General features: G+C 68.6%; 11 protein-coding genes. 10 read left to right on the forward strand and 1 reads right to left on the reverse strand.

The window, feature by feature from the left end:
* Nucleotides 1-58 precede the first annotated feature (58 nt).
* The 6 genes from FQ142_RS02145 to FQ142_RS02170 all read left to right on the forward strand — a co-directional run bounded on the left by FQ142_RS02145 (nucleotide 59) and on the right by FQ142_RS02170 (nucleotide 6102).
* Nucleotides 59-1126: a histidinol-phosphate transaminase gene (locus tag FQ142_RS02145; RefSeq protein ID WP_149422030.1), complete on the forward strand. Its 1068-nt coding sequence runs from the start codon at nucleotides 59-61 to the stop codon at nucleotides 1124-1126.
* Nucleotides 1127-1242: 116 nt separating this feature from the next.
* Nucleotides 1243-2370 (forward strand): thiamine pyrophosphate-dependent dehydrogenase E1 component subunit alpha, encoded by a 1128-nt coding sequence (locus FQ142_RS02150; RefSeq protein ID WP_149422031.1) that lies wholly within the window; start codon nucleotides 1243-1245, stop codon nucleotides 2368-2370.
* 11 nt (nucleotides 2371-2381) lie between these two features.
* A complete protein-coding gene (locus tag FQ142_RS02155; RefSeq protein WP_045252879.1) occupies nucleotides 2382-3347 on the forward strand; it encodes an alpha-ketoacid dehydrogenase subunit beta in 966 nt (321 codons plus the stop codon).
* Between the two features lie 25 nt (nucleotides 3348-3372).
* Nucleotides 3373-4728 (forward strand): dihydrolipoamide acetyltransferase family protein, encoded by a 1356-nt coding sequence (locus tag FQ142_RS02160; RefSeq protein ID WP_149422032.1) that lies wholly within the window; start codon nucleotides 3373-3375, stop codon nucleotides 4726-4728.
* 346 nt (nucleotides 4729-5074) lie between these two features.
* Nucleotides 5075-5746, forward strand: coding sequence for a hypothetical protein (locus FQ142_RS02165; protein WP_149422033.1), 672 nt, complete (start codon nucleotides 5075-5077; stop codon nucleotides 5744-5746).
* 14 nt (nucleotides 5747-5760) lie between these two features.
* Entirely contained in the window at nucleotides 5761-6102 is a 342-nt protein-coding gene (locus tag FQ142_RS02170) for a hypothetical protein (protein ID WP_149422034.1), read from the forward strand.
* Nucleotides 6103-6187: 85 nt separating this feature from the next.
* Here the strand turns inward: FQ142_RS02170 and FQ142_RS02175 are convergent, their stop codons facing one another.
* Entirely contained in the window at nucleotides 6188-7408 is a 1221-nt protein-coding gene (locus FQ142_RS02175; protein ID WP_149422035.1) for an ROK family protein, read from the reverse strand.
* 101 nt (nucleotides 7409-7509) lie between these two features.
* On the opposite strand from FQ142_RS02175, the gene FQ142_RS02180 reads away from it, so the two are divergent.
* Genes FQ142_RS02180 through FQ142_RS02195 form a run of 4 tightly spaced genes read left to right on the forward strand, consistent with a single transcriptional unit; the run spans nucleotide 7510 to nucleotide 12451 of the window.
* A complete protein-coding gene (locus FQ142_RS02180; protein ID WP_149422036.1) occupies nucleotides 7510-8853 on the forward strand; it encodes an ABC transporter substrate-binding protein in 1344 nt (447 codons plus the stop codon).
* Entirely contained in the window at nucleotides 8850-9848 is a 999-nt protein-coding gene (locus tag FQ142_RS02185; protein ID WP_235564042.1) for a carbohydrate ABC transporter permease, read from the forward strand. Before FQ142_RS02180 ends, FQ142_RS02185 begins: the two co-directional genes overlap by 4 nt.
* Nucleotides 9848-10726, forward strand: coding sequence for a carbohydrate ABC transporter permease (locus tag FQ142_RS02190; protein ID WP_149422037.1), 879 nt, complete (start codon nucleotides 9848-9850; stop codon nucleotides 10724-10726). The genes FQ142_RS02185 and FQ142_RS02190 overlap by 1 nt, the downstream gene beginning before the upstream one ends.
* Nucleotides 10727-10771: 45 nt before the next feature.
* Nucleotides 10772-12451, forward strand: coding sequence for a glycoside hydrolase family 13 protein (locus FQ142_RS02195; protein WP_149422038.1), 1680 nt, complete (start codon nucleotides 10772-10774; stop codon nucleotides 12449-12451).
* Nucleotides 12452-12470 lie beyond the last annotated feature (19 nt).

Genomic DNA, 12470 nt, shown 5'->3' on the forward strand with positions numbered 1-12470 from the left:
ATGGTACTACTCCGGGAAAGTGGTCGCCAGGGCCTGCGGGATCCTTAGACTCATCCTTGTGACCGACCCGATCCTGCCGCGCATCCGTCCCGCCATCGCCGCTCTCGCGCCGTACCGACAGGGCAAGCAGGCAGGACCCGACGCCTACAAGCTGTCGAGCAACGAGAACCCGTTCGAGCCGCTCCCCTCGGTCGCCGCCGCGCTGCAGCACACCACGCCGATCAACCGCTATCCCGACGCCACGGCCACGCGGCTGCGCGAGCGGCTCGGCGCGCGGTACGCGGTCGAGCCCGACCAGGTGCACGTCGCGGCCGGGAGCGTGTCGATCCTCCACCAGCTCATCCTCGCCACCGCCTCCGTGGACGACGAGGTCGTCTACGCGTGGCGGTCCTTCGAGGCCTACCCGAGCCTCCCGCTGGTCGCCGGCGCGACCGGGGTTCCGGTGCCGCTGACCGCGGAGTCGCGTCACGATCTCGACGCGATGGCGGATGCCGTCACCGACCGCACCCGGGCGATCATCCTCTGCACGCCGAACAACCCGACCGGGCCGATCATCACCAGCGACGAGTTCGCGACCTTCGTCGAGCGCGTGCCGACCGACGTGCTGATCGTCCTCGACGAGGCCTACGCCGAGTTCGTGACGGCACCGGATGCGGTCGACGGACTCGAGGAGCGGGTGTTCGAACGGCATCCGAACGTGGTCGTGCTGCGCACCTTCTCCAAGGCGTACGGGCTCGCGGGTCTGCGCATCGGGTACGCGATCGGCAACGAGAAGGTCCTCGACGCGGCCCGGACGACGGGCATCCCGCTGTCGGTCACGTCGGCGGCGGAGAACGCGGCGATCGCGAGCCTCGATGCCGAGGCCGAGCTCTTCGAACGGGTCGCCGTGATCGTCGAGCGACGCACCCGCCTGCTCGAGGGGCTGCGCGCGCAGGGCTGGGACGTCCCGGACACCCAGGCGAACTTCGTCTGGCTCCCCACCGGGGAGCGCACCGAGTCGGTGGCGGCCGCGTTCGTGGCGGCCGACCTGATCGTGCGTCCGTTCCCCGGCGACGGCATCCGCATCTCCGTGGGCGAGGAGGCCTCGGTCGACCGCGTTCTCGAGGTCGCCGCCCGCCTCCGCTGACCTCGCCTCGAGACCGGCGGGGCGCACCGAGACCGCCTGTTCTCCGGTTTCCCGGCAGATGCGAGGACGTCCTAGGTATGCGTGACCACGCATGCGCACGCCGGTAGCGTGGGACCGTGACCTCGCCAGAGACTGAACTCGTCCGCGTCCTCGATCAGGACGGTCGCTTCACGCCCAGCCCGGCCGCCGAGCGCTATCTGCCGTTGATCGAGGCGATCAGCGACGCCGAGCTCGAGCAGTTCTACAGCGACATGGTCGTCATCCGCGCGATCGACACCCAGGCCACGAACCTGCAGCGCCAGGGGCAGCTCGCCCTGTGGCCGCCGAGCCGGGGGCAGGAGGCCGCGCAGGTCGGATCCGCCCGAGCCGCGCGTGCGCAGGACACGATCTTCCCGTCGTACCGGGAGCACGCGGTCACCCGCATCCGCGGCGTCGATCCCGTCGACATCATCAAGCTCATGCGCGGCGTCTCGCACGGCGGATGGGACCCCACGGATCCCAAGAACGGCAACACCCGGCTGTACACGCTCGTGCTCGGCTCGCAGGTGCTGCACGCGACCGGGTACGCGATGGGGCTGAACTTCGACGGTCGCTCCGGCACCGGGGACCCCGAGCGAGACGAGGCCGTCATCGTCTACTACGGCGATGGGGCATCGAGCCAGGGCGATGTGCACGAAGCCATGGTCTTCGCCGCCAGCTACCAGGCGCCGACCGTCTTCTTCCTGCAGAACAACCACTGGGCGATCTCGGTGCCCGTGTCGACGCAGTCGCGCGTGCCGCTCGTCGAGCGCAGCGCCGGCTACGGCATCCCCAGCATCCGGGTCGACGGCAATGACGTGCTCGCCAGCTACGCGGTGTCCCGCATCGCCCTCGACGAGGCGCGGGGCGGGGCCGGACCCCGGGCGATCGAAGCCGTCACCTACCGGCTCGGTGCGCACACCACCAGCGACGACCCCACCAAGTACCGCGGCTCGGACGAGGAGCAGTCCTGGGCCCTGCGCGACCCGATCGACCGGATGCGCGCCTTCCTCGAGAACCGGGGAGCATCGGCGCAGTTCTTCGCCGACGTCGAGGCCGAGGCGGCCGATGCGGCGGAGGACCTGCGCGCCCGGAGCGTCGAGCTCGGCGCCCCGACAGCCGACAAGATCTTCGACCACGTGTACAGCGATCCGCATCCGCTCATCGCGGAGCAGAAGGCCTGGCACAAGAGGTACGAGGCATCGTTCGAAGGAGACGGCAAGTGACCCTCGAGACGATGCCGTTCAGCAAGGCGCTCAACGCCGGACTGCGCAAGGCGATGGAGGATGACCCCAAGGTCCTGCTCATGGGTGAGGACATCGGCAAGCTCGGCGGCGTGTTCCGCGTCACCGAGCACCTGCAGCGCGACTTCGGCGAGCAGCGCGTGCTCGACACTCCCCTCGCCGAGTCCGGGATCGTGGGCACCGCGATCGGACTCGCGATGGTCGGGTTCCGTCCGGTGATCGAGATCCAGTTCGACGGATTCGTGTTCCCGGCGTTCGACCAGATCACGACGCAGCTCGCGAAGCTCACCAACCGTCACGAGGGAAACCTCAGCCTGCCCATCGTGATCCGCATCCCGTACGGCGGGCACATCGGTGCCGTCGAGCACCACCAGGAGAGCCCCGAGGCCTACTTCGCGCACACCCCGGGTCTGCGTGTGGTGTCGCCGTCGACCCCGAACGACGCGTACTGGATGATCCAGGAGGCCATCGCGTCGAACGATCCGGTGATCTTCATGGAGCCCAAGAGCCGCTACTGGCCCAAGGGCGAGGTCGACCTCGCCGGATCCGCGGCGCCGCTGCACTCGTCGCGCGTGGTGCGCACCGGCTCCGACGTGACCCTCGTCGGTCATGGCGCCATGGTCACGACCCTGCTGCAGGCGGCGGCGCTCGCCGAGTCCGAGGGCACCAGCTGCGAGGTCGTCGACGTCCGCTCGCTGTCGCCCATCGACTACGAGCCCATCCTCAACTCGGTGCGCAAGACCGGTCGCATGGTCTACGCGCAGGAGGCGCCGGGCTTCACCAGCATCGGCAGCGAGGTGGCGGCGACCGTCATGGAGCGCGCCTTCTACGCCCTCGAGGCACCGGTGCTGCGCGTCTCGGGGTACGACACCCCGTTCCCACCCGCGAAGCTCGAGGGCACCTACCTCCCGGATGCCGACCGCATCCTCGAGGCCGTCGACCGCTCGCTGGCCTACTGATCTCGCCGTTCCGAAAGGACCGCTCATGAGCACGCAGAACTTCACCCTTCCCGATGTCGGCGAGGGGCTGACCGAGGCCGAGATCGTGACGTGGAAGGTCGCACCCGGTGACACGGTCGCCATCAACGACGTCATCTGCGAGATCGAGACGGCCAAGTCGCTCGTCGAGCTGCCCTCGCCGCATGCCGGCGTCGTCGGCGAGCTGCTCGCAGCCGAGGGCGAGACGGTCGAGGTCGGCGCCCCGATCATCACCTTCGTGACGGATGCCCGCGACGACGCCGGTCCCGGCGTGGTCGCGACCGCCGAGGCGCCCGCGCCCGAAGAGGGCGGCGGGTCGGTCCTCGTCGGCTACGGCACCGGCGGCGGCGCGACGTCTCGTCGCAAGCGTCCGGCGGAGCGTCCGGTGCGCTCGTCCGTCGGCGTGATCGCGAAGCCTCCGATCCGCAAGCTCGCCCGCGACCTCGGCGTCGACCTCACGACCGTCACGCCGACCGGCGCCGACGGCGAGGTCACCCGCGACGACGTCGTCACCCACGCCCAGCAGGCCAGTGTGTTCCGCAACATCGAGACGCCCGAGTGGGGTGCCGTGCGCGAGGAGACGGTGCCCGCGCCGCAGAGCGCACCCTCGGGCCTCGCCCGGGGGCTGTCGCCGGCCGCGCCGGCAGCGACCGCGTCCGACGACCGCACCGAGTCGATCCCGGTCAAGGGCGTGCGCAAGGCCACCTCGTCGGCGATGGTGCAGAGCGCCTACTCCGCCCCGCACGTGACCGTGTGGAAGGAGATCGACGCGAGCCGCACGATGGAGCTCGTCAAGCGCCTCAAGGCCTCGCCCGATTACGCCGACATCCGCGTCTCGCCGCTGCTCATCATGGCTCGCGCGGTCATCTGGGCGGCCCGCCGCACCCCGATGGTGAACGCGGCCTGGGTGGAGACCGAGGGCGGGGCCGAGATCTCGGTGCGCCACTACGTGAATCTCGGCATCGCGGCGGCCACCCCCCGCGGCCTGCTGGTGCCGAACATCAAGGACGCGCAGGACCTCAGCATGAAGGACCTCGCCCGGGCCCTGAACCGCCTCACCCTGACGGCGCGCGAGGGCAAGACCAGCCCCGCCGACCAGCAGGGCGGCACGATCACGATCACCAACATCGGTGTGTTCGGGATGGATGCCGGCACGCCCATCATCAACCCCGGCGAGGCGGGCATCGTGGCCATGGGCACGATCAGCCAGAAGCCGTGGGTCGTCGACGGCGAGGTGCGTCCCCGCTGGGTCACCACGGTTGCCGGATCCTTCGACCACCGCGTGATCGACGGCGACGGCATGAGCCGCTTCATCGCCGACGTGGCCTCCGTGCTCGAGGAGCCCGCACTGCTCGTGGAGTGATGTGAGCCGGCCCGCAACAGTGCATCGGCTGAGAGCACTTCAGGGGGAGGGGCTGATCTTCTGGATTGGTAAGTCGACACGTGACCCCGGGCAGTGTGAAAGCGACGAGGGCCCCATGGGGCCTCAGGCTCTGTTCTCGAGTTGTCAGGATGCTGCGCCGACGCGTGCCTGCTCACCCTGGGCTCGCCCGTGCCGCGACCGTTTTACGGGGACGGAATGAGGTGTGTCAGGAAGTGCTCGCCCGTCCGAAAGGGCCGCCGTGTGTCCCCCGAAAGGGTGACATACGTGGCGCTCGCCGATTCCTATAGTGAGCGGGACAGCCGATCCATCGAGCGAAGGATGACGTATGACGACGAAGAGGCGGTTCCGGTCTGCACTGGTCGCGACTGTGGTGATGGTGGGCGCACTTCTCGTGCCGTCAGCCGCGCACGCTGCGGACGCTGCGGACGACCCGACCTCCTTCACCACTTTCGGCTACGTGCCGACGGGTGCAGAAGGCACAGCCGCGCAGGCTGATGTCGAGGCTCAGGTCACGCGGGCCGACTCGTTCGACGCGTCGTCGCGGTCACGCTCTGCGGCGCCCGATACCTCGCAGATGGCGCCGGCATCGCCTGAGGATCTGGCGGCGGCCGCCGCAGCGGATCCTGCGTATCGGATCGTCTCGAGGTGGACAGACAAGATCGCGAAGTCGACAGTCGCGCGCGCGGGAAATGGCACCACCTGGGGTCTGACGAAGGTTCAGAACAAGCATCACGTGAACCTGAACATGATCCAGAAGACCACGAAGTTCCCTCGCCCCGACGGGGGCCGTGTGATTCAGGGCAGCGCCATCATCTACGTGACGGACGCGATTGAATGGGAGTGCTGGTTGGGCTCCTGCACCCCGAAGCGCACCATGGCCGTCAAGGTGGTCGTCGAGAACACCCGCATGAGCGACAACTACCAGAAGGGCCTCATCACGGCATACTGCATGGGCGTCACCGTGTGCCCGCAATGGGTGATCAACGTCGCCAGCTGAGGAAAGGCCCTGCCATGGAACCCGACACATCCGACGACGCACTCGTCCGCGCGGTCCGCAGCACGTGGGACACCGCCCACGGAACTGCGCTGATTCCGGCGAGGCTGCAGCTGCTGTCCGTCGCCGCTCGCGGCGCGGTGCTGGAAGTACTCGTCTCAGACGAGAACGCGGCCCGCTTCGGGTTCGCAGCCCAGGTCCCCGTGCTCGATGACGGCGAAGACGACGGAGAACCGGGTTCGGCCGAGCACTGGGCGCTGTGGCAGGTGATCGTCCCGTTCATCGAAGAGATCGAAACGGATGCGGTGCGCCGCTACACGGCGAACGCCGCGGGAGTCAGATGGGTCTCTGCGACCTAGTCGCGAAAGCGTCGGCATCGACGAGGGTGGCAGTGCTCGAGACATCCGGCACCGCCACCCTTCTCGCTGCCCGAGACCCGCGGACTTAGCCGACCGCGCTGAGGCGCCGTTCCGCCAGCAGGGGCACGGCCACCTCGCGGGCGGCCATCCGCGCGGTCGCGACGGCGCCGATCGATACGACCTCGGCGCCGAGCGTGGAGGCGAGGATCTCGGGGGCCGGCAGGTGCAGCTGGGCCGGCAGCACCTCGCGTGCGGCGGCGAGCACGGGCTCGATGCTCTCGGCGACCCCTCCGCAGATGATTACGCGCGCCGGGTCGTACATGCTGCCGAGCACGCCGACGACGCGGGCGAGGGTCGCGCCGACCCGCGACGTCGCGAGCCGCGCATCGGCATCACCGGCGGATGCCGCGGTCAACACGGTCCGCGGATCGATGCGCTCCGCGCCCGCGAGCCGGCCGATCGCCGATTCCGACGAGATCTCGCCGCTCTCGACCCCCGCACGCACCTCGTCCTGCAGGGCGTATCGCAGGCCGAAGGCCGACCCGACTCCGATGATGTGGTCGAACACGACGCCCTCGCCGACGCCGCCGTGCGCGCCGTGCAGCACGTGGCCGTCCACGACCACGCCCCCGCCGAACCGTTCGCTCGCGAGCAGGGCGACGTAGTCGCGGCATCCGACCGCGGCCCCCGCGGACCCCTCGGCGATCGCGGCGAGCTGGGCGTCGTTCTTGATCTCGACGACGGGGGCCCACTCGTCGAGAGCGTCGGCGAGCCCCGGGTTGGTGCGCTCCCAGAAGCCCTCGGGGTGCGGCGGTGAGATGCCGGCCCTGTTCACCGGCGCGGCGACCCCGACGCAGATCGCGAGCACCGCCTCGCGCGAGACGTCGGCCTCGGCGAGCGCGTGCGCCATCTGGTCCAGGATCGTCGCGCGCCGCGCAGCCGCCGACTGCGTCGGATCGAGGTCGGTGCGGTGGTGCACGAGGGTGCGCTCGAGCGGATCCGAGATCGTGACCGCGAGGTGGGTGTCTCCGGCATCCACCCCGATGACGACGCCGAGGTCGGATGCCAGCACGAAGCGCCGCGCGGGGCGCCCCGCGCGGTAGCTCCCTGCCACCCGTGCGTTGGGGAGTTCCCGCAGCACGGCGGCGTCGACGAGGGTGTCGATCGCGTCGATCGCGGTCGAGCGGGTCAGCGTGGTGGTCGCCATCGCCTCACTCGCGGTGAACTCGCCGGCGGTCCACGCGAAGTCGAGGATCGCGCCGACACTGGCTCGTCCGGTGCCCAGACCTGCGGATACTTCTGTCACGGGTCTTGACCTCACTCTCGTTCACATGAGACAGTACCGTTCATCGAAGTAAATTCGCTCACTAGATTTAGTCTGCGTATCTACAGCATGAAAGGACAACGGTGTCTGTCAAACCACCACGCCCGGCGCAGATCGTCGCCGGTGCGGCCGCTCTCGCCCTGGTCGGGGCCGCCCTCACCGGCTGCTCGACGGCCGGCGGAACCGAGACCATCCGCTTCACCTTCAGCAAGCGGGAGGCGATCGAGTTCATGACCGAGCTCGTGGCGCAGTACAACTCCTCGCAGGACGACGTCCGCGTCGAGATCGACACCTCGGGTGTCGATGTCGTCTCGGCCAGCTTCGTGCGGGGCAACCCGCCCGACATCATGCTCGCCAACTACAACTACGAGATCGCCCGCTTCGTGCAGCGCTGCGCGCTCACCGATCTGTCGGGCACCGACGCCGCCTCGACCATCCGCGACGACCTGCAGCCCCTGATGGAGCAGTACGGGTCGTGCGAGGGGCGCACGAGCGCACTGCCCTACTCGGTGATGGGCGCCTCCGTGATCTACAACAAGGAGATCTTCGCGCAGCAGGGCCTCGAGGTCCCGCAGACCTGGGACGAGCTCCTCGCCGTCTGCGATCAGCTGAAGCAGGCGGGCATCGACCCGTTCTACGCCACCTTCAAGGACGACTGGACCGTCGCGCAGGGCTGGTACGACTACACCGCCGGCGGATCGGTCGACGTGATCGACTTCTTCGACACGCTCGCGACCGAAGGCACCGGTGTGGGACCCGACTCGGAGGTCTCGTTCGAGAAGGACTTCGCCGAGCCCATGGATCGCATGATGACGCTGGTGAAGGACTACACGAACGCGGATGCCGCGAGCCGGGGTTACGGCGACGGCAACCTCGCCTTCGGCAAGGGCGAGGCCGCGATGTACCTGCAGGGGCCGTGGGCGTTCAGCGAGATCGAGAAGACCGCCCCCGACCTCGACCTCGGCACCTTCCCGCTGCCGATGACCGACGACCCCGCCGACCTCGGCGTGCGCGTCAACATGGACCTCGCCGCGATGATCCCCGAGGGATCGCGCCACCAGGAGGCCGCCCGTGACTTCCTGGAGTACCTGTTCCTGCCCGAGCACATCGAGGAGTACAACGCCTCGCAGCTCGGGTTCACCCCCACGAACGATGCTCCGGCTCCCGACGACCCGCGCGTCGCGGGCATGGTCGAGTACTACCAGAACGGCCAGATCTATCAGGGTCCGTCGGTGCTCGTGCCCAAGACCCTTCCGGTCTTCAACTACGCGCAGGCCATGGTGCTCGGCGCGTCCCCGACCTCCACGTTGCGCACCATGGATGCCGACTGGGCGAGGATCGCGTTCCGCGCTCCGATCCCGTCGACCCAGGACAACGCCTCCGGTGAGGACTCCGCATCCGGCGAGACAGAGGAGTCCACGCCATGACGAACACCGCTCTCCCGAATCCCGCTCTCCCGAATCCCGCGGCGACTCCCGCCGCGTCGAACCTCACCAGGCCGAACAGCGCGACGACCGACACCACGGCGATCGTCACGGGCGGCACCCGCAAGCTCGGGCGCCGCACTCGCAAGGTCGAGCCGATCTACTACCTGTTCCTGCTGCCGACGCTGGTGCTCTTCACGCTCGCGATCACGGTGCCCGGCGTCATGGGGATCTTCTTCAGCTTCACCGACTCGATCGGCATCGGAGAGTGGAGCTTCAACGGGCTGACCAACTACATCGCGATGTTCAGCGACCCGGCCATCCTGCAGAGCTACCTGTTCACGTTCGGCTTCTCGATCGCGACGGTGATCGTCGTCAACGTGATCGCGTTCCTGCTGGCGGTCGGGCTGACCTCCCGCATCCGCTTCAAGACGGGTCTTCGCACGATCTTCGTGATCCCCATGGTGATCTCGGGCATCATCATCGCCTACGTCTTCAACTTCCTCTTCTCCAACTCCATCCCGGCCGCGGGCGCCGCCACCGGCATCCCGTGGCTGTCGACCAGCCTGCTCGCCAATCCGGATCTCGCCTGGGTCGCGATCGTCATCGTGACCGCCTGGCAGGCCGTGCCGGGCACGCTGCTGATCTACATCGCAGGGCTCCTCTCGGTGCCGGGCGAGGTGTACGAGGCCGCGAGCATCGACGGCGCGAGCAAGACGCAGCAGCTGCTCCGCATCACACTGCCGCTCGTGGCCGGCTACGTGGTGATCAACGTGATCCTCGGCTTCAAGGGCTTCCTCAACGCCTACGACATCATCGTCGGCCTCACCAACGGCGGACCCGGCACCTCCACCCGCAGCGTCGCGATGACGATCATCGCGGGCTTCAACGGCGGCGACTACGCCTACCAGATGGCGAACGCGACGATCTTCTTCATCGTCGCCGTGCTCATCTCCCTGCTGCAGCTGTCGCTGACCCGCGGAAGGAACGCACTCTGATGTCGACGCAGACACTCACCACCATCCCCACCTCGGGCAAGAAGCCGCGCATCCGTATGGAGCGCGTCAACTGGTCGGGCACGATCATCCTGATCCTGTGCGCGTTCACCGTGCTGCTGCCGCTGTACGTGACCATCTCGATGGCCTTCAAGACCACCGGCCAGGCGGTCGACGGCAACGCCTTCTCGCTGCCGGCTCCGTTCAGCATCGACGGCTTCGTCGAGGCATGGAACCTCACGAAGTTCCCGGTCGGCGCCGGCATCTCGCTGCTGGTCACCGCCGGAACGGTCATCGCGACGATCATCCTCGCGGCATTCGCCTCGTACGCGATCGTCCGCAACTGGGACCACCGCCTGTTCCGCTGGTCGTTCTTCTACCTGCTGGCCGCGATGTTCATCCCGTTCCCCGTGGTCGCGCTGCCGCAGATCCAGCTCACCGGATGGGTCGGACTCGACAACCCGTTCGGCGTGATCATCCTCGCGACGATGTTCCAGCTGAGCTTCAGCGTGCTGCTGTTCACCGCATTCCTCCGTTCGATCCCGCTCGAGCTCGAGGAGAGCGCGCGCATCGACGGCGCGACGACGTGGCAGACGTTCTGGCAGCTGATCTTCCCGCTGCTCGCACCGATGAGCGCGACCGTCGGGATCTTCGCGTTCCTGTACGCCTGGAACGACTTCATGATGCCGTCGCTGATCATCTCCGATCCCGCGATGCAGACCCTGCCCGTGCGGCAGAACCTGTTCCAGACCCAGTTCAGCAACAACTACAACGTGTCGTTCGCCTCGTACCTGATGGCGATGGCCCCGGCGATCCTGGCCTACCTGTTCACGCAGCGCTTCGTCATGGAGGGCGTCACGCAGGGCGCCGTCAAGGGCTGACGCATCTCCCACCGCAGACCGCAACACGAAGGAGCAGTACCCCTCATGACCGATGCGCTTCTCACCGAGACCCGCGACGACACGACGGCAGCATGGTGGCGGCAGGCCGCCGTGTATCAGATCTACCCCCGCAGCTTCGCGGACGCGAACGGCGACGGACTCGGCGACATCCCGGGCATCGTCTCGCGCGCCGACTACCTGCGCGATCTCGGCATCGACGCCGTGTGGCTCAGCCCGTTCTACCCCTCGGCCCTCGCCGACGGCGGTTACGACGTGGCGGACTACCGCGACGTCGACCCGCGTCTCGGCACGCTCGACGACTTCGACGACATGGTCGCGGCGCTGCACGAGCGCGGCATCCGCGTGATCGTCGACATCGTGCCGAACCACTCGTCGGATCTGCACGAATGGTTCCGGGAGGCGCTCGCCGCAGGGCGCGGCTCGGCGGCGCGCGAGCGGTACATCTTCCGTGAGGGCTCCGGGCCCGACGGCTCCGAGCCCCCGACGGACTGGACCGCCGCCTTCGGCGGATCGGCCTGGGAGCGCGTCGAGGACGGACAGTGGTTCCTGCACAGCTTCGCGCCCGAGCAGCCCGACCTCAACTGGGATCACCCGGAGGTGCGGGAGGACTTCCTGACGACCCTGCGGTTCTGGTCGGACCGGGGCGTCGACGGCTTCCGCATCGACGTGGCGCACATGCTCACCAAGGATCTCAGCGAACCGCTGCCGAGCACCGCCGAGCTCGAGCTCCTGCCGCACGACGGCAGCCACCCGCTGTACGACCGCGATGACGTGCACGAGGTGTACGCCGAGTGGCGCCGGGTCTTCAACGAGTACGACCCGCCCCGCACGGCCGTCGCCGAAGCCTGGGTGCGCACACCCGAGCGCCGGGCGAAGTACGCGTCGGCGGAGGGGCTCGGGCAGGCGTTCAACTTCGACCTGCTCGTCGCGGACTTCGACGCGACGCAGTTCCGCACGATCATCGCCGACAACCTCGCGCAGGCTCGCGAGACCGGCTCGTCGACCACCTGGGTGCTGTCGAACCACGACGTCACGCGTCACGCGACCCGCTACGGTCTGGCGCCGCTCGCCGGTCGCACCGGGGTGAAGCAGGGCGTGGAGTGGGTCGCCGCCGGAGGCCCCGCCGATCAGCTCGACCGCGAGGGGGGTCTTCGCCGCGCGCACGCCGCGACGCTGCTGCTGCTCGGCCTGCCCGGCAGCACATACCTCTACCAGGGCGAGGAGCTCGGTCTGCAGGAGGTCGCCGAGATCGGTCCGGACGAGCGACAGGACCCCTCGTTCTTCCGCGGAGCCGACTTCGACGGTCTCGGACGTGACGGATGCCGTGTGCCGCTGCCGTGGACGGCATCCGGCCCCTCGTTCGGATTCGGATCCGGCGAGGCGCATCTGCCCCAGCCCGACTGGTTCGGCCGGTACGCGGTGGATGTCGAGGACGGCGACCCGTCGTCGACTCTGACCCTGTACCGCGAGGCTCTGCGGCTGCGTCGCGAGCTGCAGACAGACGAGAGCCTCGAGTGGATCGAGACCGGTCGCGCCGACGTGCTGCGCTTCGCCCGCCCGAACGGCTGGCAGGTCGTGACGAACTTCGGGGCGGAGCCGTTCGAGCTCGGGACGGATGCTGCGGATGTCGTGCTCGGCACCGTCGTCGACGGGGCTGTACCGGCGGATTCGACGGTGTGGATCGCGTCCGGTCTGATCGGCTGACGCGTTTCGTCTCGTCGCT

Origin of the sequence: Microbacterium sp. ANT_H45B (assembly GCF_008369345.1) — a bacterium.
Taxonomy (GTDB): domain Bacteria; phylum Actinomycetota; class Actinomycetes; order Actinomycetales; family Microbacteriaceae; genus Microbacterium.